The organism is Clavibacter sp. CT19 (genome assembly GCF_027858075.1).
In the GTDB taxonomy this organism is placed as follows: Bacteria; Actinomycetota; Actinomycetes; order Actinomycetales; family Microbacteriaceae; genus Clavibacter; species Clavibacter tessellarius_A.
Window position 1 is genome coordinate 34,876 of sequence record NZ_JAQHYR010000002.1, and the last position, 20,733, is coordinate 55,608.

The window sequence follows — 20,733 nt, forward strand, 5'->3', positions numbered from 1 at the left end:
GCTACCGCAGACCGAGCGACTGGGCGGCGCGGGCCACGACGTCGAGCGACGACGGGTCGGCGGGCGCGAGCTTCGTGATGGAGTACACGGCGGTGAGGGCCGCGGATCCCTCGGGCGTGGCCGAGTAGTCGAGGAGCGCCTTCGTGATCCGGTCCTGCAGCTCCGGCGAGAGCGAGCTGGAGACGGCCACGCCGTCGTTGGGGATCTCGTCCGTCATCGCGAACACGACGACCTTCTTCCCGACGTCCGGCTTGTCCTTCGCGACGATCGTGCGGGCGTCCCAGAAGCTGAAGCCGACCTCGGCGTCGCCGTCGTAGACCGCGAGCACGGAGGCGTCGTTGGCCGTGACGGGGATCCGCTGGATGTCGGAGTCGATGTCGAGGCCGGCGTCCTTGAGCGCGAGCATCGGGTAGATGTAGCCGGCGGGCGATCCGGGCCCGAGCACGGCGACCTTGGCGCCCTTCACCTTCGCGATGGAGTCGAGCCCCTGCGGACCCGACATCGCGTCGGCGCCGTTGCAGAACAGCATGCCGTCGCGCTCGACGGGCGCGTCGTCGCAGTACTTGTCCGGGTCGTTCGTCATGAACTGGGCGGGGTACGTGATGTTCCCGTTCCGCTCCGTCTGCAGCACGACCTTGGCCTGGTACATGTCGCTCGCCTGCCACAGCTGCAGCGAGGGCAGGAAGCCGATCTGGGCCTGGTCGGCGCCCATCGCCTCGACGGCGGCCTGGTAGTCCTTCGCCACCACGCCGGTGACCGGGATGCCGAGGGCCTTCGTGAGCATGTCGGTGAGCGGCGCCGCGGTCTGCACGAGGCCGTCCTGGTCCTGCGAGGGGACGAGCGCGAGCGTGAGGGACGTCGGGTCCGCGGCGCCGGACGCACCGGACGCGCCGGCGGCGTCGCCGGCCGACGAGCAGCCGGTGAGGGCGAGGGCGGTCACGGCCCCGATGACGAGGAGCGGGAGGGCGGGCTTGTTCATGCGTGCATCTGCTTTCCGGATTCAGCGGCGAGGGGGGAGGCGGGGGTCGAGGGGTCGCGGTCGAGCCAGGCGCGGATGTCCGCGTACAGCCCGGCGACGGTGGCGGCGCGGTAGGTGGGCCGGTCGTCGGCGGACGCGGCGGGTCCGACGAGCGCGGTGCTGAAGCCGCGGGCGTGCGCGGGCTCCAGGTCGTTGACCCAGAGGTCGCCGACGCTGAGGAGCCGGGCGGCGGCGGGGCCCGCGGCGGGACCGGGATCGAGGCGGTCGAGGACGGCGTCCATCCCCGCGGGCTTGCCGGCGCCCGTGACGACCTCGTCGAAGGCGCCGGCGACGCCCAGCGCGGCGAGCGCCTCGGGGATCCGGACGGCCGGCGAGTTCGTGACGAGGACGCGGGTCGCCCGGCCCTCCAGCCCGCGGAGGAAGCCGCCGAGGCCGGCGGGAGGGACGACGGGGGCGTGCGGGCCGCCGAGCTCCGCGCGGCTCGCCAGGAACGCGGCGGAGAGGAGCCGCTCGGGCACGTCGTGCTGCACCGCGAGCCCTTGCACGAGCGCGTAGCCGTCGATCGCGCCGTGGGGCCGGCCGACCTCGCGGAGGCCTGCGGTCACGGCGGCGGCGAAGCGCGTGCGCGCGTCGTCGCCGGAGAGCGTCTCCGCGACGTGGTGCGCATAGCGGAGCACCGGCCCGTCGCCGAGGGAGACGGTGCCGTCGAAGTCGAACACGAGGGTCCGGCCGGGGGTGCTCACGGGTGGCGCTCGTCTCCGCGCCCGGGTCGGGGATCCGGCTCGGGATCCTGTGGACGCAGCGTCCACCATAGGCAGCCGCTGTCGACGCTTCGACCCTGGGCGGTGAACGGAGGGTGAACGGGAGCGGGCGGGACGACGCGAGGGCGGCGGGACCCGGGGGTCCCGCCGCCCTCGGCGGTGGTGCGATGCGGCGCGCGGGGCGCCGCGGATCAGACGCGGATCAGGCGAACGCCTCCGGCGGCGGGCAGGCGCAGAACAGGTTGCGGTCGCCGTAGGCCTGGTCGATGCGGCGCACCGGCGGCCAGTACTTGTCGCGCACGAGGGTCGACACCGGGTAGACGGCGCGCTCGCGCGTGTACGCGTGCGTCCACTCCCCCGCGATGACCGACTCGGCCGTGTGCGGCGCGTTCCGGAGCGGGTTGTCGTCGGCCGGCCACTCGCCCGCGGCGACCGAGTCGGCCTCCTGCTTGATGCCGATCATCGCCGCGATGAAGCGCTCGACCTCGGCGAGGTCCTCGCTCTCCGTGGGCTCGACCATGAGCGTGCCCGGGACCGGGAAGCTCATGGTGGGCGCGTGGAAGCCGTAGTCGACGAGGCGCTTGGCCACGTCGTCCACCGTCACGCCGGTCGCCGCGGTCAGCGGACGCAGGTCGAGGATGCACTCGTGCGCGACGAGGCCGTCCTCCCCCGCGTAGAGGACGGGGTAGTGGTCGCGGAGGCGCGCGGCGATGTAGTTCGCCGACAGCACCGCGGCGCCCGTCGCCTGCTTGAGGCCCTCGGCGCCCATCATGCGGACGTAGGCCCAGCTGATGGGGAGGATGCTCGGGGATCCGTAGGGCGCCGCCGACACCGGGGCGCCGCCGTGCTCGATCGTGGAGACCACGCCGTCCTGCACGAGCGCGTGCACGTTGCGCTGCGCCTGCGGGTGGCCGGGCAGGAAGGGCGCGAGGTGCGCCTTCGCCGCGACCGGGCCGACGCCCGGGCCGCCGCCGCCGTGCGGGATGCAGAACGTCTTGTGCAGGTTGAGGTGCGAGACGTCGCCGCCGAAGTCGCCGAAGCGGGCGAAGCCGAGGAGCGCGTTGAGGTTCGCGCCGTCGACGTAGACCTGGCCGCCGGCCTCGTGCACGGCCTCGCAGATCGCGCCGACCTCGTGCTCGTAGACGCCGTGGGTGGAGGGGTACGTGATCATCAGCCCGGCGAGCTCGTCGCGGTGCGCGGCGATCTTGGCGCGGAGGTCGGCCACGTCGACGTTGCCGAGCTCGTCGCACGCGACGACCACGACGCGCATGCCGGCGAGCACGGCGCTGGCCGCGTTCGTGCCGTGCGCGCTCTGCGGGATGAGGCAGACCGTGCGCTGGGTGTCGCCGTTGGCGAGGTGGTAGCCGCGGATCGCGAGGAGGCCCGCGAGCTCGCCCTGGCTGCCGGCGTTCGGCTGGAGGCTCACGGTGTCGTAGCCGGTGACGTCGGCGAGCCAGGTCTCCAGCTGGAGCACGAGCTCGAGGTAGCCCTCGACGTCGTCGGTGGGCGCGAAGGGGTGGATGGCCTGGAACTCGGGCCAGGTCACCGCCTCCATCTCGGTGGCCGCGTTGAGCTTCATGGTGCAGGAGCCGAGCGGGATCATGCCGCGGTCGAGCGCGTAGTCCTTGTCGGAGAGGCGCTTGAGGTAGCGCATCATGCCGGTCTCGGAGCGGTGCGTGGAGAAGACGGCGTGCGTGAGGTACTCGCTCGTGCGGATCGAGCCGTGCGGGATCGACGACAGGTCGCCGGTCGCGCCCTCGTCATCCGCGAGCTCGGCGCCGAACGCGCGCGCGACGACGGCGAGGTCCTCGACGCGCGTGGCCTCGTCGACGCTGAAGCCGATCGTGTCGGCGTCGACGCGGAGCAGGTTGACCCCTCCCGCGGCGGCGGCCGCGAGGATCGCGTCGGCGCGGCCGGGCACGGAGACGCGCACGGTGTCGAAGAACGCGGCGTGGATCGGCTCGATGCCGACCGTCGCCAGCGAGCGGACGAGGCGGCGGGCGCCCCGGTTGGCCTGGCGCGCGATCACGCGGAGGCCCTTCGGCCCGTGGTACACCGCGTACATCGAGGCCATCACGGCGAGGAGCACCTGCGCGGTGCAGATGTTGCTGGTGGCCTTCTCGCGGCGGATGTGCTGCTCGCGGGTCTGCAGCGAGAGGCGGTAGGCGGGGTGGCCGGCCGCGTCCTGGCTGACGCCCACGAGGCGGCCGGGCATCTGGCGCTCGAGCCCGGAGCGCACGGCGAGGTAGCCCGCGTGCGGACCGCCGAAGCCCATGGGCACGCCGAAGCGCTGCGAGGTGCCGACCGCGATGTCCGCGCCGAGCTCGCCGGGCGACGTGATGACCGTGAGGGCGAGCAGGTCGGCCGCGACGACCGCGAGGCCGCCCGCCGCGTGCACGCGCGCGATGACGGCGCTGGGGTCGAAGACGCGGCCGGAGGCTCCGGGGTACTGGATGAAGGCGCCGAACGCGTCGGGCAGCTCCGCGGGATCCACCGTGGCGAGGTCGTGCGCGACCAGTTCGATGCCGAGCGCGGCGGCACGGCTGTCGAGGAGGGCGCGCGTCTGCGGCAGGGCGTCGGCGTCGATGAGGAACACGGGCGTCTTGGCCTTGGAGGCGCGACGCGCGAGCAGCATGCCCTCCACGACCGCGGTGGACTCGTCGAGCATGGACGCGTTCGCGGTGGCCAGCCCGGAGAGCTCGGCCACCATCGTCTGGAAGTTGATGAGCGCCTCGAGGCGGCCCTGCGAGATCTCCGGCTGGTACGGCGTGTAGGCCGTGTACCAGCTCGGGTTCTCGAGCACGTTGCGGGTGATGACCGCGGGCGTGATGGTGTCGTGGTAGCCGAGGCCGATCATCGAGGTGCGCACGCGGTTGCGGCCCGCGATGCGGCGGAGCTCCGCGAGGGCGTCGCGCTCGGTGGCCGCCTGGGGCAGCACGGAGTCGCCCTCGGTGCGGAAGCGGTCGACCTGGATCGACTCGGGCACGGCCTTCGCGAGGAGCGACGGGATGGAGTCGTGGCCGAGGACGCCGAGCATGGTGGCGCGGGCCTCGGAGTCGATGCCGATGTGGCGGGCGCCGAACGCGCCGGGCGCGAAGGTCGAGGACTCCTCCGCGATGTCGGGCGCCGGGTCGGGCGCGGGCGTGGCCGGGCGGGTGCCGGCGTCGACGGCGGTCACTCGCCCACCAGCGCGACGTACTCGTCGTGGCTGAGGAGCGTGGGCAGCGCCTCGAAGCGCACTTTCACGAGCCAGCCGGATCCGAACGGGTCGCTGTTCACGAGGTCGGGCGAGGCGACGACCTCCTCGTTGACCTCGGTGACCGTGCCGTCGATGGGCGCGAAGAGCTCGCCGACCGACTTGGTCGACTCGATCTCGCCGACGACCTCGCCGCCCGCGAGCTCGTCGCCCACGGCGGGCAGCTCGACGAAGACGACGTCGCCGAGCTTGTCGGCGGCGTAGGCCGTGATGCCGACGGTCGCGACGTCGCCGTCGACCTGCACCCACTCGTGCTCGGCCGTGTACTGGAGGCTGGTCTGATCGGTCATGCGAGGGCCTTTCGCGAGTAGAAGGGGAGGGTCACGACGGTGGCGGGCACGCGCGTGCCGCGGACGTCGACGGTGAGACGCGTGCCGGGGGCGGCGAGCGCGGGATCCACGTACGCCATGGCGACGGGGTGGCCGAGCGTGGGCGACAGGGCGCCGCTCGTGACGAGGCCGACGGGCGGCACGGCGCCCTCGGTCGCGTCCATCACGGCCTCGAGGGCGTCGGCGGAGTCGCCCGCGACCTCCTCGGCGTAGACGGGGTAGTCGGCGCGGGGCGCGCGGCGGCCCTCGGTGACGAGGCCGACGAGCACGCGGGCCGCGGGGTCCGGGCCCTTCTCGATCGCCGCGCGGCCGAGGAAGTCGTCCTCCTTGGCGAGCGCGACCACCTTGCCGAGGCCGGCCTGCACCGGGAGCGTGTGGAGGCCGAGCTCGTGGCCGTAGAGCGGCATGCCCGCCTCGAGGCGGAGCGTGTCGCGGCAGGCGAGGCCCGTCGGCAGGAGGCCGAGCGGCGCGCCGGCGGCGACGAGCGCCTCCCACAGGGCGACGGCGTCCTCGGTGGCGACGTACAGCTCGTAGCCGTCCTCGCCCGTGTAGCCGGTGCGGGCGACGAGCACGTCCTGGCCGGCGAAGCGCGCGGGCGTCGCGCGGTAGTAGCGGAGCGCCTCGAGCGGCGTCTCGGTCTCGAGCCCGGCGGTGGCCTCCAGGATCGCGCGGGAGACCGGGCCCTGCACGGCGATGAGCGCGACGTCGTCGCTCGCGTCGTCGACCTCCACGTCGTCCCGTCCCCGGGCGGCCTCGGCGAGGACGGCGAGCACGGGATCGTGGTTGCCCGCGTTGGCGACGACGAGGAAGGACTCCTCGCCCGTGCGGTAGACGATGAGGTCGTCGACGATGCCGCCCGAGGGATCCAGCAGCAGCGTGTACTTCGCCTGCCACTCGGCGATGGCGGAGAGCTTGCCCGCGAGCACGGAGTCGAGGAACCGGGCGGCGCCCTCCCCCTCCACGGCGATCTCGGCCATGTGCGAGATGTCGAAGATGCCCGCGGCCTCGCGCACGGCGCGGTGCTCGGCGAGGTCGCTCGTGTAGCGGACGGGCATGAGCCAGCCGGCGAAGTCGGTGAAGGACGCGCCGGCGGCCTCGTGCACGGCGTGCAGCGGGGATCGGCGGGGCGGGGCGCCGGGCGCCTCGGCGGGGGCGGGTGCGTCGGTCATGGAGTCCTCCGGTCGTGACCGGCGCGGACGCCGGATGCGGGACTCCCCCTCTGTCATGTGCCTGAGAGCTTCGCGCCGTCCGAGGAGGGTGCTTTCACCGTGGGCGAGCCGTGCGGGACGACTGCTTTTCAGAGTGGCCAGTGCATCGCGGTACGTGGACCTGAGAGATTGGCGGGGAGGCTTGCTCCTTCGGTGCTCCCGGAGGAGCTCTCCCGCGATGCGTGCGCGGCCGTGTTACCGGCCCAGCATATCGAGCGGGACGTTTCGGGCGTGTGACGATCCCGCCCGCGCCCGGCGCGTCCGCCCGGACGCGACGACGCCGCCGCATCCTCGGGATGCGGCGGCGTCGGACGGTCGGGTCGAGCGGTCCTCTAGATCGCGTCGGGCGACGGCGCGGCGGGGGCCGTCGTGCCGGGCTGGCCGTCCTCGTCCTGGTCGATGACGCGGCGCACGTCGTCGGCGAGCTGCGCGACGCCCTCGGGCATCATCTCGAAGCCGTCCGTGGTGCCGACGTTGATGACGAGGCCGGTGCCCTCGGGGATCGCCTGCACGAGCTCGGCGGCGGGGATGGTGGCGACGTGGTCGGCGACGCTCGTGACCTTCTCGTCGATGCGGTCCTCGTGCGTGAAGGCGGCCAGCATGGGCACGCCGTCGCGGTCGAAGAGGACCGGCTGGAGCTGGTCGGTCTCGGGGGTCAGGGGCGTGGCGGTGGGCACCACGACCACGGTGTTGATGAACTCCGTGAGGACGGCGGTCATGTCGGACTCGCCGGCCTGGCCGCGCGCGATGGCCTGCTCGAGGGGGGTGGGCTCTCGGTCCTGTGAATCGGTCATGCCCCCATCGTGCCCGATCGGGCGGCACGGCGCCTGACCGGGGCGGCCGCCCGGGCGCGCGGCGGAGCTAGGATCGACACTTCCCGCCCACCACCCGACCCGAGGGGAGCCCGCCGTGCCGATCGGACGCCAGCGCCCCCGCGGCGAGCTCGAGGCCGCCATCATGGACGCGCTCTGGGACGCCGACGAGCCGCTCACGGCCAAGGACGTCGTAGCCCGCATCCCGGATCCGCGGCCCGCGCTCACGACGGTGCTCACGGTGCTGGAGCGGCTCGGCCAGAAGGGCCTCGTGACCCGGTCCGACGAGGCGCGCGCGCTCGAGTTCGCGCCCGCGCGGTCCCGCACGGACCACACGGCGTCGCTCATGTCGGGCGCGCTCGCGGCCACGAAGGACCGCGAGGCGGCGCTCCTGCGCTTCGCCGGAACGCTCGACGGGGACGACCTCACGGCGCTCCGCCGCGCGCTCGGCGCGGACGACGAGGCCTGACGCTCCTCGCCGGCGCGGTCGGGCGCGGATGACCCGGCCTAACGCGGGTCGTCGGCGCCGTCCGTCGGCCCGCCGACGCTCCGACCGTCCTCACCCGGGAAGCGCCGCGACGACCGGCGCACGACGCCGAGCACGACGAGCGCGGCGGCCCCGAGGATCACGAGTCCGATGAGCACGAAGACCCACACGGGCGTCGTCTCCGCGGCGTCCGCGAGCGGCACGGACTCCCCGGACCGCGCATCGGTCGTGGGCGCGGGGGCCGCGGATCCGCCGCCCTGGGTGGTCATCGTGCCCTCGGGCTCGGGAGTCGCGGTGGGCGCGCTGCCCGCCCAGGCGTCGCCGCAGGCGGGGGCCTGGAGGATCGCCGGGCCGCCGACCGTGTCGCCCGCGGGCGCGTAGGTGAAGGAGTAGCTGCCGTCGATGGGGTGGCTGTCGCTCGAGACCGCGCGCCAGGCGACCTGGTAGGTGCCGGCCGTTCCGAGCGCGATGCGGCTGGTGGCGGTGGATCCGTCGATCGTCACGCAGCCGTCCTCGTGGAACGAGCCGTCGGAGGCGTTGACGACCTGGATCGCGAAGCCCGTGGCCTGCGCGTCGAGCGCGAGGAGGTCGTCGCTGAAGTCGAGCGCGATGCTGCCGGGCTCGACCGTGACGGTGGCGTCGGCGGCGGGCGTGGATCCGACCAGCCGGTCGTGCGCGGACGCGGCGCCGGCGGGGATCAGCGCGCCCCCGACGACGAGCACGGCGGCGCCCGCGGCGAGCGCGGCGCGACGGAGGGCGGACGGGGTGCGGGGGTGGAGCGGAGACGCCATGCGTCCATCATCCCCCGCGGCGGGCGCGTGGGGGCGGCGGCGGGCGCCGCGGCGGTCGGGCGGTCGGAGGGAGGCCCCTGCGGATCCGATCCCCGTTCGTCGTCGATTCCTTCGTCCGCGATAGGTAGCCTGGCGAGGACGATCGCTGCTGCCGGGGGGTGCTGCGGTGGCCTCGGCCTCGATGCTCCCGGGTGGACGCACCGCTCGCGCGACCCGCTGGACGACGTCCGGCCCGAGCGCTCGGCCGAAGGACCACGGACAGCACCTTGCTCGACTCGCTCACGCTCCGCATCGCCTTCGGCGTCACCTCCCTGGTGCTGCTGCTGCTCTTCGCGCTCGTCACCTACCGGGGCACGCGCTCGTCCTTCAGCTTCTGGTGGTGCGCCGCGATCGCGCTGTTCATGAGCGGATCCCTCGCCTACGTCCTCGACGGCACCGGCGGCCAGGTCTGGGCGAACCCGCTCGGCAACGGGCTCATCGTCGCCGGCTCCGCGTCCATGTGGATGGGGAGCCGCTCCCTCCGCGACCGGCCGACCCCGTGGTGGCTGGTCGTCGCGCCGGCCGTGCTGGTGACGGTCGTCTCCAGCGCCGACTCGCCCGCGACGAACGACTGGTCGGCCGGACCCCTCTTCCTCGCGCTCATGGCGGCGCTGATCGGGCTCTCGAGCCGGGAGTTCGCGCTGCTCGACGCGGCGTACTCGCGGACGCGCTGGCCGCTGCTGCTCGCGTCCGGCGCGCTCTCGGTCTACTACGGCGGGCGCCTCGTGGCGTTCCTCGCGACCGGCCCCCGGGGCGAGGTCTTCACGACGTGGTTCGGCACGCCGTCGACCGCGCTGATCACGCTCGTGCTGCTCGTCGTCGTGTCGTTCAGCATGGCGTCGCTGAGCGGCGAGCAGGCGGCCAAGGCGGCCGCGGCCCGCGCGGCCGTGTCGCGGGAGGAGCTGGTGGAGGGCGGCGGCGTGCAGCGGCGGCTCCTCCCGCGCACCGTGCCCGACCTGCCGGGGTACGAGGTCGCGGGCGCGTGCGTGCCGAGCGGCGCCGTGAGCGGGGACTTCTTCGACTGGCAGCGGACGCCCGAGGGCCTCGTCGTGACCCTGGCCGACGTGATGGGCAAGGGCGTCGGCGCCGCGGTGATCGCGGCGACCGTGCGGGCCTCCCTCCGGATCGCGCTGCCGAGCGAGGATCCGGCCCGCACCATGTCCGTCGTCGACCGGGCCGTCGAGCCCGACCTCGAGGCGAACGACGCGTTCGTCACGCTGCTGCACCTGCGGCTCGAGGCGGCGAGCGGCGGGATCACGGCCGTGGACGCGGGGCACGGCCTCGGCGTCGTCTGCCGGGTGGACGGGTCGCGGGAGACGATCCCGTCCCGGAACCTGCCGCTCGGGGCGCTGGGCACGCAGGAGTGGGCGACGAGCGCCGTGCGCCTCGACCCCGGCGACCTGCTGCTCATCTGCAGCGACGGGGTGCTCGACCTCTTCGACGGGTCGATCGGGTCGCTCGACCTGGCCGTCGACGCGGCCATGTCGGCCGGACCGCGCGCGATCGACGCGGTGACGGGCATCACGGGTCTCGTGGCCGAGCGGTCGCTGCCGGACGACGTGACGGTCGTGGCGATCCGGCGGCTGGGGGTCGACGCAGCGGGTGCCGCGCTCGGGTGAGGCGGTCGCGTCGGCGCCGGCATCAGCGTCGGCATCGGCGCCGGCATCGACCTCGGCCCGTCCGGAGGGGCAGGGTGGAGGGACCGCGGGCGCGCGAGGTCGCCCGCACCGAGCACGAGGAGGATCCGTGGCCCCCGACGACGACATGCCGAGCACCATCCGCCGCTCCCCCGAGCACGCGCAGGCGACCTGGTCGGCGGCGCACGCCGCGGCCGAGGAGCAGTACGGATCCGGCGAGCGCGCCGAGCGCACCGCATACGCCGCGCTCGAGCACGGCTTCGAGAAGGTCGGCGACCACTGGGAGCCGAAGGACGAGGCGGGGCCGTCCGACGACGGCGCCGAGCGGCGCGGCGCGGGCACGGCCGGCGGCGTCGACGCGAACGCCTCGAAGGCGCACCTGTCGGAGGTCGCGCGCCGCCTCGACGTGCCCGGCCGCAGCCGCATGACGAAGGACGAGCTGGTCGAGGGGATCCGGAAGGCGAACGACCGCGAGACGCGGAGGGCGCGCGAGCGGGAGGGCTGACGCGGGCGCCCGCCCTGCGTCAGCGCACCACCTCGACCACCGCGGCGATGCCCATGCCGCCGCCGACGGATGCCGCCGCGACGCCGATCGTGCCGGCCGGCGCGCCGCCGCGCACGAGACGGCTGAACAGCCGCACGACGCCCACCGCCCCGCTCGCGCCCCACGGGTGGCCGAGCGCGAGCGCGCCGCCGTCGGCGCAGACCCGGGGGTCGTCGTCGGCGAGCCCGAGGCGGTCGAGCACGGCGAGCGACTGGGCGGCGAACGCCTCCACGATCTCGAACGCGGCGACGCCGACGATCCCGATGCCCGCGTCGGCGAGGGCGGCGAGCACGGCGGGAGCGGCGCCGATGCCGGGCAGCGCGGGATCGCATCCGACGACCGCATGGCCCCGGACCACGAGGCCGGGGACGCCGGGCGCCCGGTCCCGCGACACGAGCGCGACGGCCGCGGCCCCGTCGCTCACCCGCGTGGCCGTGCCCGCGGTGACCGTGCCGCCGCCCCGGAGCGGAGGGAGGCGCGAGAGGAGGTCGAGGGCGGCGCCGATCGCGTCGTCGGCCGTGATGCCCGAGGATCCGACCGGGACGAGCTCCTCCGCGAGGCGGCCGGCGTCCCGGGCGGCGACGGCACGCCGGTGGCTGCGCCGCGCGTGCTCCTCCTGGCGGGCACGGGAGATGCCGTCGTGGCGGGCGAGGTCGTCGGCCGCGGGCAGCATGTCCGGATCCGGCCAGCCCGCCGGCGCGAACGGCGCCCGCGCGTAGGGGACGCCGCCCGACGAGCGGACCGGGGCGGTGGATGCGCTCTCGGCACCCCCGGCGATGCGCCCTCCCGCGGCGCCCGCGCGGATGGCCGTGGCCGCGTCGACCACGGCCGCGAGCCCGCTGCCGCACTGGCGGTCGACGGTCCCGCCCGGCACCCCGGCTCCGAGGCCCGCGGCGAGCGCGGCGATCCGCGCCGGGTTGCCGCCCGGGCCCATGCAGTTGCCGAGGAGCACGTCGGCCACCGGCAGCGCGGATCCGACGGCCCTCCCCGCGTCGACGACGACGGCGCGGATCACGGCCGCCGCGAGCTCGTCGACGGGCACGGCGGCGAGCGCGCGACCGCGCGTCGCGATGGGCGTTCGCCGGGCGGCGACGATGAGGGGCTCAGCCGGCAAGGCGGTCCGCCTCACCCGACGTCGCGCGCCGGATCGCCTCGGCGCGAGCGGGCTTCCCCGCCGCGGTGCGCGGCACGGGACCCGCGAACCACACGCGCGGCCGGCTCGCGGGTGCGAGCACGGCGGCGGCACCCGACCGTAGCGAGGCCACGTCGAGCCCGGGGCCGGACGCGCGCGGCTCGACGAGCGCGGCCACGAGCGCGCCGATGCCGGGGACGGGAAGGCCGAACACGACCGCGTCCGCCACGCCGGAGAGCGTCCGCAGCGCCGCCTCGACCTCCTCGGGGACGACGGTCGCCGCGGCGGTGAGGATCGCCCCGTCGGCGCGGCCGCGGAGCAGGAGCCGTCCGCCGACGAGCTCCGCCAGGTCGCCCACCGTCGCCCAGCCGCCGTCGCGGCGGAGGGCGCCCGGCCGGCCGAGGTAGCCGATCGCGACCGTGGAGGAGCGCACCCAGAGCCGGCCGTTGCGCACGTCGACGTCGACCCCGGGGAAGGGACGCAGCCCGTCGCCCGCGTCGATCGCGACGAACGAGAGCTCCGCGGCGCCGTAGTACGCGACCACGCGGATCCCCCGGGCCTCGGCCTCCGCCCGGAGCGCGGGGTCGAGGGCCGCGCCGCCGACCAGGGCCGTGCGGAGGGGCGTCGTGCCGCCCGCGGCGAGGAGCCGGGCGAGGCCCTGCGGAGTGCCGTGGAAGCAGACGGCGCCGCGGGCGTCGCCGTCGCGCCCCACGAGGACCGGTCGCGGACCGCCGGCCTCCGCGTGCGCGAGCGAGAACAGGGTGAGCGACGACGCCGGCGGGGCGGGGAGCGCGATCCCGTCCGCCGGGCCGGCATCCAGGAGATCCGAGACCGCAGCGTGGGACGACCGCCACGACGCGTCCGTGCGCACGACGACACGCGGGACGCCGGTGCTGCCCGAGGTCAGCGTCGCCCAGGCCGCGTCGGACGGGACGGCCGCCTCGTCGACCAGCGCCCGGACCGCCGTCAGGTGCGCCTCCGGCATCCGCTCGTCGAGCACGAGCGGCACGTCCCCGTCGGACCGGATGCGGCGGATGCCCGCGACCACCCGGTCGTCGGAGCCGAGCAGCGGGACGATGCGCGGCATCAGGCCGTCCGCCGGATCCGGCCCCCGGGGGCGTCGGCCCGGTCCGCGAGGTCGATGCGGAACAGCGCGCACTCCTTGTCGTAGTAGCCGTGCGTGCGGCCGAGGAGGCGCATGCCGATCCGCCGGCACACCGCCTGCGACGGCGCGTTCGCCGGGTTCGTGACCGCGAGCACGCGCGTCAGCCCGCGCTCGGCGGCGTGGGCGAGCACCCGCCTGGCGGCCTCCGTGGCGACGCCGCGACCCCACGCGTCCGGGTGCAGGTGCCAGCCGATCTCCGTCTCGCCGTCCTCCGGCGCATCGCGCGGGGCGGGGTCGTCGGCGGCGAGGGGCGCGGCCGAGGCGGGCAGGTCCTTGAGCAGCAGCGTGCCGAGGAGCGCGCCGCCGTCGCGGTCCTCGATCGCCCAGATGCCGCGCACCGGGTGGTCGAGGGCGGCGTAGCGGGCGGCGCGGGCGACGGCCTGCGCGGGATCCGCCTGCACGGCCCCCGTGCCGATCCACCGCATCACCTCGGGCCGCGCGTGCAGGTCGAGGAGGAAGGGCGCGTCCGCTTCCGTGAAGCGGCGGAGGAGCAGGCGGTCGGTCGCGAGGTCGGGCATCGCCCCAGGGTAGGCGGCGACGTCGGTGGTCGCCCCTAGCGTGACCGCATGCCCGAACCGGTGGATGCGTGGTGGGCGCGGCGCCGCTGGTCGCGCGGCCTCGACGTGCCGTATCCCGTCGGCACCTACCGGGAGGCGTGGGCGTCGTTCCCCGTGCTCATCCGGCAGTACCACCCCGAGTTCAACCGCGGCATCACGCTCACGCAGGTGCCGCCCGCCGCCGATGTGCTCCTCACCTGGCAGTGCGACGTCGGCCACGTCTTCGTCGCGACGCCCGAGGAGCAGCGGATGCGGCCGGGCCGCGAGCGCCGACGGTCGTCGTGGTGCCCGGACTGCGCCGAGGCCGCGGCCCCGCGCACGCCCGTGCTGCCGATGGCCGACCGGGTGCGCTGGCCGGGGGCGTCGCCACTCGTCGCGGGGCCGGTGGCGGGCGGATCCGAGGTGCCGACCGCAGCGCGCCCGTCCCCCGCCGAGGCCCCGCGTCCCCGCCGCGGATCGCGCGACGGGATGCCGTCCTCCGGCGGCACCGCACGCGACCGACGCGGGAAGGACGGCACGCCGAGCAGCGCCGCGCAGGCCGCCGCCGCGGCTCCCGCCCGCACCCGCCGCTCCCCCGGCGTCTGCGCGAAGACGCCCGACCTCCCGGTCGGTGAGCCGTTCGCGAGCGCCTGCGCGCCGCCGCCCGCGTCCGCGGTGGAGGAGCGCCTCCGCCAGGAGCTCGCCGCGCGCCTCGAGCACACGCCGGGCCTCAACGCCGTGCGGCTCGCGCGTCCGTTCTTCGAGCACCTCGAGGCGTGGCCCGACATCCTGCTGCCGGAGCTGCGCGTCGCGATCGAGTACGACTCCACGGGCCGCCACGGCCTCGAGCACGTCGGCCGTCGCGAGGAGGCCGACCGGCGCAAGGACCGCGCGCTGCGTTCCGCCGGGTGGGAGGTGATCCGCATCCGCACCGGCAGGCTGCCCCCGCTCGGTCCCTACGACCTGTGCGTGTCGGGCCTCACGCGCGGCACGGTGGACGCACTGCTCGACCGGCTGCGCGAGATCCGTGGGGCGCTGTTCGTGAACGCGTACCTGCGCGAGGAGCCGCCGTCCGAACCGCCCGCGACCGCGCCCAGAGCCGGCCGGCCCGCGCGCGTCAGCTGATCCGCAGCGCCAGCGCCTCGCTGCGCCAGCGCGCGAGCAGCTCCCACGGATCCGGCTGGCCGGCCGCGAGCGCCGCCACGTGCGCGCGCAGCTCGGCGTCGAGCGCGAACCACTCCGTGCGGTCGTACCGCTGTCGCGCGAACCGCTCGTGCCGCGCCCGCTCCACCGCCCGGCCGCCGCGCTCGAACGCGAGCAGCTCGTCGTGCCGGAGCGTGCCGAGCCTCTGCCTGGGGTTCGCGCTCGTGCCGATCTTCATCCGGTCGCCGAAGCGGATGTAGTAGACGACGTCCACCCGGGGTGCCGCCAGCTCCCCGTCCGGGTGCTCGCCGTGCCGCCACTCGCACACCGCGCACAGCCACGCGGAGGGGAAGCGCACGCCGAGGCGCGATCCGCAGGCCGGGCACGGCGACGGCAGCGCGTCCTCGATGCCCCGCTCGCGCTCCGCCCACTCGGCCGCGGCGACGAGGTGCGCCGCGCACAGCGGGACGGGGGCGCCGGGCTCGGCCGCATCCGCGCAGGCGTCCGCGCGGCAGAGGGCGGCACCGGAGGCGGGGGCGGCACCGGAGGCCGGGGCGGCACCGGACGATGCGGCGGCACCGCCGTGCACGGCATCGCGGCGCCCCGCGGATCGTCTCGACGTCATGCCCCGACGCTAGGCGCGGGGTCCGACACCGTCCCGGCCCGGCTCGCTCCACGCCGCCCGGCGCCCCGCCGTCACCGCCGCGCCCGCACCACCACCGGCGCCGCGTCGTCGAAGCCGCGGCGCAGCTCCACTGAGGTCCAGGCGACGGGCGCGTCCTGGAAGATCGGCTCCAGCACCTCCCACATGAGGCGGCGGTCGGATCCCGCGTAGTGCACGTCGTAGGAGTCGTCGCCGAACGCGTTGCCGTGGATCGCACCCGCCTCGAGCAGCTGCAGGGCGTCGTCGCCCGCGGCCTCGGTCGCCGCCAGCGACGCGAACGCCTCGTACGCGGAGCCGCCCTCGCCCGCGGCGAAGCGCAGCACGACCCAGTCGTCGGGCTCGGGCGGTCGGGTCCACGGACGCGCGGCGGCGACGATCGCGGCTGTCAGCCCCGCGATGATGCCGCTGAGGAGCAGCGCGCGGATCCGCGGCGTCATGCCCGCCACCCGGCGTCCGATCCCGCCGCGTCGACGTGAGCGCTCATGGCATCTCCCCGTCCGTCCGGGCTCCCGCGGCGAGCGCGGGCAGCCTTCCCATCATCCCGGAAAGGTCCGGCGCCTGTGCATGTCGGCCTCTTCGACACCGGGCACGTTCCCGGAGCGTACGTTCCGGAGTACGAGCAGTCGCCCCATCCCGGGGCGCCGTGACACGCTCCACCAGAGGAGCATCATGCCGGAACCCCGCACCCACGAACGTCTGGTCATCTCGATGTCCACGGTCTTCGACCTCATGGACGCCGCCACCCTCGAGGCGTGGGTGGGCCTCACCGGCCTGCAGATCCAGCTGGTGCGCGTGGTCGCGACCGACGTGCGCGTGGACCGCACGTCGCTCGCCCACTGGACGCGCACGTCGCGCGCGGCGCTCGTCCCCAGCCTGAGCGGCCTGCTGCAGCGCCGGATCCTCGCGGAGGAGTCCGACGACGACGGCTCCCGCCTGCTCGTCGCACCCGCGGGCCGACGCCTGCTCGAGGAGGTTCTCGACGCGCGCGTGGCGTGGATCCGCGACACCGCGACCGCCGCACGGCCGCCGATCGGCGACGACGAGGTCCGCGAGGCGATCGCCGTGATGGAGCGGCTCGCGGACCGCGTCTGAGGCCCGGCGCACGGCGCATCCGCCCGCCGCCGACGTCGCTCCGCCGCACGATGCCCGGGTCGGCCCGAGCACCCGCCCCTTCACCCCGGGACACGTCCCCCCTAGGGTGGGGAAATGGCGAACCCCATCGAGGCCGAGGCACCCCCGCGCAGCGAGCTGAAGCGCTCCATCACGGTCAAGCAGCTGTACTTCTACGTGGTCGGCGACGTGCTCGGCTCCGGCATCTACGTGCTCGTGGGCCTCGTGGCCGCGGCCGTGGGCGGCGCGTTCTGGATGGCGTTCCTCGTGGGCGTCTCCATCGCGACCATCACCGGCCTCGCCTACGCGGAGCTCGTGACGAAGTACCCGCAGGCCGCCGGCGCCTCGCTCTACATCAACAAGGCGTTCCGGAGCCCGGTGCTCACCTTCTTCATCACCATCTGCATGCTGAGCGCCAACATGGCCGCGGTCGGCTCCCTCGCCGCCGGCTTCGTGCGCTACCTCAGCGATCTCATCGGGCTGCCGGAGTCGGCGATCTGGGCGACCACCGGGATCGCGGTCGCGTTCGTGGCGGTCATCACGCTCATCAACCTCATCGGCATCAGCGAGTCCGTCATCGCGAACGTGGTGATGACGTTCGTGGAGATCAGCGGGCTCATCGTGGTGGTCGCGATCGGCGTGATCGCGCTCGTCGAGGGCGTGGGCGACCCGTCCGTGCTCCTGCAGTTCCAGGTCGAGGGCGGCGCCGGATCCGCGGTGCTGGCCGTGCTCGCCGGCGTCTCGCTCGCCTTCTTCGCCATGACCGGCTTCGAGAACGCGGCGAACGTGGCCGAGGAGACCATCGATCCGTCGCGCGCATTCCCCCGCGCCCTCATCGGCGGCATGATGACCGCCGGCGTCGTCTACGTGCTCGTCTCGATGGCCGCGGCCCTCGCCGTCCCGATCGGCGACCTCGCGGGCAACACGCTCCTCGAGGTGATCCGCGCCGACCTCTTCTTCATCCCCGCCGCGGTGATGCTCGTGATCTTCGCCGTCATCGCGATGGTCGCCATCAGCAACACGGCGCTCGTGACCGTGGTGGCCCAGTCGCGGATCCTGTTCGGCATGGCCCGCGAGAACGTCGTGCCCGCGATCTTCGCCAAGGTGCACCCCGCCCGCCGCAGCCCCTACGTGGCGCTCATCTTCGGCGGCGCCGTGGTCGCGTCGCTGCTGATCATCGGCGCGGCCATCCGCTCCAGCCAGGCCGGCATCCCCGAGGACGAGCGGCTCGACATCGTCGACCGCCTGGCGACCATCACCGTCGTGTTCCTCCTCTTCATCTACGCGCTCGTGATCGTCGCGTGCCTGAAGCTCCGCGGCCACGACGAGACGAAGGACACCTACCGCGCGAACACGCCGCTGCTCATCGTCGGGATCGTCGGCAACGTCGCCGTGCTGATCTACACGCTCGTCGACGACCCGGACGCCCTGTGGTGGGTCGGCGGGCTGCTCGCGCTCGGCCTCGTGCTGTACCTGTTCCAGCGGGCGTTCGGCCAGAAGAAGCCGGATCTCGAGGACGCCGCCGGCGTCGCCGCGGCCGGCCCGACCGACCGGGAGGTCTGAGAAGTGCACGTCATCGTCGCCACGGACGGATCCCGCGCCTCGCTCGAGGCCGCCCGCCAGTTCCAGGTGATCGCGGACTCCCGCGAGATCACCGAGGTCACCGTGCTCGCCGTCGTGAGCCCCTACGCCGCGGCACCCTTCGCCAACGAGCTCGGCCCGCGCCGCGCGACCGGCCAGACCGAGCTCAGCTACCGCCGCGACGCCGAGGCCGCCGTCGACACGGTCGCCGCGGTCTTCGACGGCTGGGGCCCCACGATCCACCGCGACGTCCGCAGCGGCTCGCCGGCCACCGAGATCATCCGCGCGGCCGAGGAGCTCTCCGCGGGCCTGATCTCCATGGCCGCCGGCAGCCGCGGCCTCACCGCGACGATCCTGCTGGGCAGCACCGCGTCGCGCGTGCAGCACTCGGCGCCGTGCCCGGTGCTGATCTGCCGGCCGACGGTGCGGGGGGCTGTGTAGCGGCCCAGCCGGGCGATGCGGTCAGTCGATCGCTTCGAAAACCATCGTCGCCTGGATCCGGTCGCCACCACCCAGGCCCTTGCTCCCCGAGACCGCCGTCGAGATGGTGTGCAGCCGGTAGCCGCGGGCCGCCTGCGCGTTGATCGCGTTCTCCAGCTCGGTGAGGTTGCCGGACCCTGTGCCCCACACCTTCTCCTTGAGGATGGTCTGGAGGACGACGTACGTCTTGTCCCGCTTGTGCGAGCCGACTGATGCCGTCGCGACGGACGCAGGTACCGCCGCCTCCGCGTATCCCGGCGGAGGCGGCGGCTGCACCGTCTCCGTCCACCGCGTGCCGTCCCACCAGCGCGTGGTGCCCGAGCCGTCGTCGTACCAACCGGCCTGCGTCTCAGCTGCCATCGTCTCGCCTCTCGTCGTGTGCTCCTCCGGCCATCGTGCTCCGTCGGCCGGCGGACGGTGGCCTCCGGTCGTCGGCTGCGCCCGAACACCGCCCGAATGTAAAGCCCATGTGAACACTTCTCGCCCCGGCCGCTCTCGTGCGTATCGTGCTCAGCACCTCCCGGCCCGACGCGTCGCCAGCTGGACGGGAGGATCCCCCACCCGAGAACGCCGACCCCCACGGAGGCTTTCATGGCACCCGCACCGCAGCTGCACCAGGGCCTCACGCAGAGGCAGCTCAGCATGATCGCGATCGGCGGGGTGATCGGCGCCGGCCTCTTCGTCGGCTCCGGCGTCGTCATCAACGGCGCCGGTCCCGGCGCGTTCCTCACCTACGCGATCTCGGGCGTGCTGATCATCCTGGTGATGCGGATGCTCGGCGAGATGGCCACCGCGAACCCCAGCACCGGGTCGTTCGCAGACTACGCCCGGCACGCGCTCGGCGGCTGGGCCGGCTTCTCGATGGGCTGGCTCTACTGGTACTTCTGGGTCATCGTCGTCGGCTTCGAGGCGGTCGCCGGCGCGAAGGCGCTCACCTACTGGTTCGACGCGCCGCTCTGGCTGCTGTCGCTCGGGCTCATGGCGCTGATGACCGCCACGAACCTCGTCTCCGTCGGCGCGTTCGGCGCGTTCGAGTACTGGTTCGCGGGGATCAAGGTGGCCGCCATCATCCTGTTCCTCGGCCTCGGCGGGCTGTACGTGCTCGGCATCTGGCCGGGCCGCTCGCCCGACTTCTCGAACCTCGTCGCGCACGGCGGCTTCTTCCCGAACGGCGTCGGCGCGATCTTCTCCTCGGTCGTCGTCGTGATCTTCTCCATGGTCGGGGCGGAGATCGCCACCATCGCCGCGGCCGAGTCGAAGGACCCGGCGACCGCGATCCGGAAGTCCACCAACTCGGTGATCCTCCGCATCTCCCTCTTCTTCGTCGGCTCCCTGTTCCTCCTCGCCGTGATCCTCCCGTGGGACTCCACGGAGCTCGGCGCCTCGCCCTTCGTGAGCGCCTTCGACCGCATGGGCATCCCGTTCGCCGGCGACGTGATGAACGCGGTCGTCCTCACGGCAGTGCTCTCCTGCCTGAACTCCGGGCTGTACACGGCGTCGCGGATGCTCTTCGTGCTCGCCGGCCGGCGGGAGGCGCCCGCGCGGCTGATGCAGGTCACGAACCGGGGCGTGCCGCGCGCGGCGATCCTCCTGTCGTCGGTCGTCGGCTTCCTCTGCGTGATCGCCGCGGCCGTCTCCCCCGAGACCGTCTTCCTGTTCCTGCTCAATTCCTCCGGCGCGATCATCCTGTTCGTCTACCTGCTCATCGCGATCTCGCAGATCGTCCTCCGCCGCCGGAACGGATCCTCGGGGCTCGTCGTGCGGATGTGGCTGTTCCCGGGGCTGTCGATCCTCACCGTCGCGGGGATCGTCGCGGTGCTGGTGCAGATGGCGCTGGATCCCGAGATCCGTCCGCAGCTCGTGCTGAGCCTCGTCGCGTGGGCGGTCGTGCTCGGGCTGTACGTCGTGACGAAGGCGCGGGGCGGGTCGGTGGATCCGAGTGGGGCGGCTGGACCGGATGCGGCCTCCGAGCCGCGAGCGACTGCCGATGAGGTGGCCTAGCATCCGTCACCCCCACAGCTCTGGTTCGCGATCATGCGCGAGGAATGCACCCCTCGGAGCTCTTGTCAACAGCCTCGT

Annotated in this window: 21 protein-coding genes and 2 riboswitches; of the genes, 8 read left to right on the plus strand and 13 right to left on the minus strand. The window is 74.5% G+C overall.

Annotated elements, in window-relative coordinates:
• Position 1 precedes the first annotated feature (1 nt).
• From phnD to PED38_RS02380, 6 genes are all read right to left on the minus strand, one after another.
• Complete coding sequence (gene phnD, locus PED38_RS02355; RefSeq protein ID WP_270979475.1) at positions 2-979, minus strand: phosphate/phosphite/phosphonate ABC transporter substrate-binding protein; 978 nt, start codon at positions 977-979, stop codon at positions 2-4.
• Positions 976-1,722 carry an HAD family hydrolase gene (locus tag PED38_RS02360; RefSeq protein WP_270979477.1) on the minus strand — a complete coding sequence of 249 codons (747 nt, stop codon included), beginning with the start codon at positions 1,720-1,722 and terminating at the stop codon, positions 976-978. The genes phnD and PED38_RS02360 overlap by 4 nt, the downstream gene beginning before the upstream one ends.
• Positions 1,723-1,942: 220 nt before the next feature.
• Complete coding sequence (gene gcvP / locus PED38_RS02365) at positions 1,943-4,918, minus strand: aminomethyl-transferring glycine dehydrogenase (RefSeq protein WP_270979479.1); 2,976 nt, start codon at positions 4,916-4,918, stop codon at positions 1,943-1,945.
• Positions 4,915-5,286: a glycine cleavage system protein GcvH gene (gene gcvH, locus PED38_RS02370; protein WP_063072618.1), complete on the minus strand. Its 372-nt coding sequence runs from the start codon at positions 5,284-5,286 to the stop codon at positions 4,915-4,917. The genes gcvP and gcvH overlap by 4 nt, the downstream gene beginning before the upstream one ends.
• Positions 5,283-6,494 (minus strand): glycine cleavage system aminomethyltransferase GcvT, encoded by a 1,212-nt coding sequence (gene gcvT, locus PED38_RS02375; protein WP_270979480.1) that lies wholly within the window; start codon positions 6,492-6,494, stop codon positions 5,283-5,285. Before gcvT ends, gcvH begins: the two co-directional genes overlap by 4 nt.
• A 43-nt stretch (positions 6,495-6,537) precedes the next feature.
• A riboswitch (glycine riboswitch) is annotated at positions 6,538-6,631 on the minus strand.
• Between the two features lies 1 nt (position 6,632).
• Positions 6,633-6,719, minus strand: a riboswitch (glycine riboswitch).
• Between the two features lie 146 nt (positions 6,720-6,865).
• Entirely contained in the window at positions 6,866-7,327 is a 462-nt protein-coding gene (locus PED38_RS02380; protein WP_063072616.1) for an SseB family protein, read from the minus strand.
• Between the two features lie 115 nt (positions 7,328-7,442).
• Here PED38_RS02380 and PED38_RS02385 point away from each other — a divergent pair, with 115 nt between their 5' ends.
• Complete coding sequence (locus PED38_RS02385) at positions 7,443-7,814, plus strand: BlaI/MecI/CopY family transcriptional regulator (protein WP_270979483.1); 372 nt, start codon at positions 7,443-7,445, stop codon at positions 7,812-7,814.
• 38 nt (positions 7,815-7,852) lie between these two features.
• Here the strand turns inward: PED38_RS02385 and PED38_RS02390 are convergent, their stop codons facing one another.
• Positions 7,853-8,623, minus strand: coding sequence for a copper resistance CopC family protein (locus PED38_RS02390; RefSeq protein WP_063072614.1), 771 nt, complete (start codon positions 8,621-8,623; stop codon positions 7,853-7,855).
• Between the two features lie 266 nt (positions 8,624-8,889).
• Here PED38_RS02390 and PED38_RS02395 point away from each other — a divergent pair, with 266 nt between their 5' ends.
• Positions 8,890-10,281 carry a PP2C family protein-serine/threonine phosphatase gene (locus PED38_RS02395; RefSeq protein ID WP_063072613.1) on the plus strand — a complete coding sequence of 464 codons (1,392 nt, stop codon included), beginning with the start codon at positions 8,890-8,892 and terminating at the stop codon, positions 10,279-10,281.
• Between the two features lie 127 nt (positions 10,282-10,408).
• Positions 10,409-10,804 carry a ChaB family protein gene (locus PED38_RS02400; RefSeq protein ID WP_081235136.1) on the plus strand — a complete coding sequence of 132 codons (396 nt, stop codon included), beginning with the start codon at positions 10,409-10,411 and terminating at the stop codon, positions 10,802-10,804.
• Between the two features lie 19 nt (positions 10,805-10,823).
• Here the strand turns inward: PED38_RS02400 and PED38_RS02405 are convergent, their stop codons facing one another.
• The 3 genes from PED38_RS02405 to PED38_RS02415 are packed head-to-tail and all read right to left on the minus strand — an operon-like array spanning position 10,824 to position 13,658.
• The gene (locus PED38_RS02405; protein ID WP_270979489.1) at positions 10,824-11,957 is read right to left on the minus strand and encodes a thiolase family protein; all 1,134 of its coding nucleotides are present in this window, start codon (positions 11,955-11,957) and stop codon (positions 10,824-10,826) included.
• Positions 11,947-13,062, minus strand: coding sequence for a class I adenylate-forming enzyme family protein (locus tag PED38_RS02410; RefSeq protein WP_270979491.1), 1,116 nt, complete (start codon positions 13,060-13,062; stop codon positions 11,947-11,949). The genes PED38_RS02405 and PED38_RS02410 overlap by 11 nt, the downstream gene beginning before the upstream one ends.
• A complete protein-coding gene (locus tag PED38_RS02415) occupies positions 13,062-13,658 on the minus strand; it encodes a GNAT family N-acetyltransferase (RefSeq protein ID WP_063072610.1) in 597 nt (198 codons plus the stop codon). The genes PED38_RS02410 and PED38_RS02415 overlap by 1 nt, the downstream gene beginning before the upstream one ends.
• A gap of 48 nt (positions 13,659-13,706) precedes the next feature.
• Between PED38_RS02415 and PED38_RS02420 the strand changes: the two genes are divergently transcribed.
• Positions 13,707-14,801 carry a zinc-ribbon domain-containing protein gene (locus PED38_RS02420; protein WP_270979493.1) on the plus strand — a complete coding sequence of 365 codons (1,095 nt, stop codon included), beginning with the start codon at positions 13,707-13,709 and terminating at the stop codon, positions 14,799-14,801.
• Here the strand turns inward: PED38_RS02420 and PED38_RS02425 are convergent.
• A complete protein-coding gene (locus tag PED38_RS02425) occupies positions 14,794-15,444 on the minus strand; it encodes a GIY-YIG nuclease family protein (protein ID WP_270979495.1) in 651 nt (216 codons plus the stop codon). The two genes, PED38_RS02420 and PED38_RS02425, sit on opposite strands and share 8 nt — an antisense overlap.
• Positions 15,445-15,515: 71 nt before the next feature.
• Positions 15,516-15,920 (minus strand): hypothetical protein, encoded by a 405-nt coding sequence (locus PED38_RS02430; protein ID WP_270979496.1) that lies wholly within the window; start codon positions 15,918-15,920, stop codon positions 15,516-15,518.
• Positions 15,921-16,152: 232 nt separating this feature from the next.
• Between PED38_RS02430 and PED38_RS02435 the strand changes: the two genes are divergently transcribed.
• The 3 genes from PED38_RS02435 to PED38_RS02445 all read left to right on the plus strand — a co-directional run bounded on the left by PED38_RS02435 (position 16,153) and on the right by PED38_RS02445 (position 18,615).
• Positions 16,153-16,575 carry a MarR family transcriptional regulator gene (locus PED38_RS02435; RefSeq protein ID WP_270979498.1) on the plus strand — a complete coding sequence of 141 codons (423 nt, stop codon included), beginning with the start codon at positions 16,153-16,155 and terminating at the stop codon, positions 16,573-16,575.
• Between the two features lie 114 nt (positions 16,576-16,689).
• Entirely contained in the window at positions 16,690-18,156 is a 1,467-nt protein-coding gene (locus PED38_RS02440; protein ID WP_063072605.1) for an APC family permease, read from the plus strand.
• Positions 18,157-18,159: 3 nt separating this feature from the next.
• Positions 18,160-18,615 (plus strand): universal stress protein, encoded by a 456-nt coding sequence (locus tag PED38_RS02445; protein ID WP_063072604.1) that lies wholly within the window; start codon positions 18,160-18,162, stop codon positions 18,613-18,615.
• A gap of 21 nt (positions 18,616-18,636) precedes the next feature.
• Here the strand turns inward: PED38_RS02445 and PED38_RS02450 are convergent, their stop codons facing one another.
• Positions 18,637-19,014, minus strand: a complete 378-nt coding sequence (locus PED38_RS02450; RefSeq protein WP_270979501.1) for a DUF2510 domain-containing protein — start codon at positions 19,012-19,014, stop codon at positions 18,637-18,639.
• A 231-nt stretch (positions 19,015-19,245) separates the two neighbouring features.
• Between PED38_RS02450 and PED38_RS02455 the strand changes: the two genes are divergently transcribed.
• Complete coding sequence (locus PED38_RS02455) at positions 19,246-20,655, plus strand: amino acid permease (RefSeq protein ID WP_270979503.1); 1,410 nt, start codon at positions 19,246-19,248, stop codon at positions 20,653-20,655.
• The last annotated feature ends 78 nt before the right edge of the window (positions 20,656-20,733 follow it).

What these genes read in the sequence shown, in the direction of transcription:
- phnD (WP_270979475.1), bottom strand. Translation starts at nt 979, where the DNA reads ATGAACAAGCCCGCCCTCCCGCTCCTCGTCATCGGGGCCGTGACCGCC.
- gcvH (WP_063072618.1), bottom strand. Translation starts at nt 5,286, where the DNA reads ATGACCGATCAGACCAGCCTCCAGTACACGGCCGAGCACGAGTGGGTG.
- gcvT (WP_270979480.1), bottom strand. Translation starts at nt 6,494, where the DNA reads ATGACCGACGCACCCGCCCCCGCCGAGGCGCCCGGCGCCCCGCCCCGC.
- PED38_RS02380 (WP_063072616.1), bottom strand. Translation starts at nt 7,327, where the DNA reads ATGACCGATTCACAGGACCGAGAGCCCACCCCCCTCGAGCAGGCCATC.
- PED38_RS02390 (WP_063072614.1), bottom strand. Translation starts at nt 8,623, where the DNA reads ATGGCGTCTCCGCTCCACCCCCGCACCCCGTCCGCCCTCCGTCGCGCC.
- PED38_RS02410 (WP_270979491.1), bottom strand. Translation starts at nt 13,062, where the DNA reads ATGCCGCGCATCGTCCCGCTGCTCGGCTCCGACGACCGGGTGGTCGCG.
- PED38_RS02415 (WP_063072610.1), bottom strand. Translation starts at nt 13,658, where the DNA reads ATGCCCGACCTCGCGACCGACCGCCTGCTCCTCCGCCGCTTCACGGAA.
- PED38_RS02420 (WP_270979493.1), top strand. Translation starts at nt 13,707, where the DNA reads ATGCCCGAACCGGTGGATGCGTGGTGGGCGCGGCGCCGCTGGTCGCGC.
- PED38_RS02425 (WP_270979495.1), bottom strand. Translation starts at nt 15,444, where the DNA reads ATGACGTCGAGACGATCCGCGGGGCGCCGCGATGCCGTGCACGGCGGT.
- PED38_RS02430 (WP_270979496.1), bottom strand. Translation starts at nt 15,920, where the DNA reads ATGACGCCGCGGATCCGCGCGCTGCTCCTCAGCGGCATCATCGCGGGG.
- PED38_RS02435 (WP_270979498.1), top strand. Translation starts at nt 16,153, where the DNA reads ATGCCGGAACCCCGCACCCACGAACGTCTGGTCATCTCGATGTCCACG.
- PED38_RS02440 (WP_063072605.1), top strand. Translation starts at nt 16,690, where the DNA reads ATGGCGAACCCCATCGAGGCCGAGGCACCCCCGCGCAGCGAGCTGAAG.
- PED38_RS02450 (WP_270979501.1), bottom strand. Translation starts at nt 19,014, where the DNA reads ATGGCAGCTGAGACGCAGGCCGGTTGGTACGACGACGGCTCGGGCACC.
- PED38_RS02455 (WP_270979503.1), top strand. Translation starts at nt 19,246, where the DNA reads ATGGCACCCGCACCGCAGCTGCACCAGGGCCTCACGCAGAGGCAGCTC.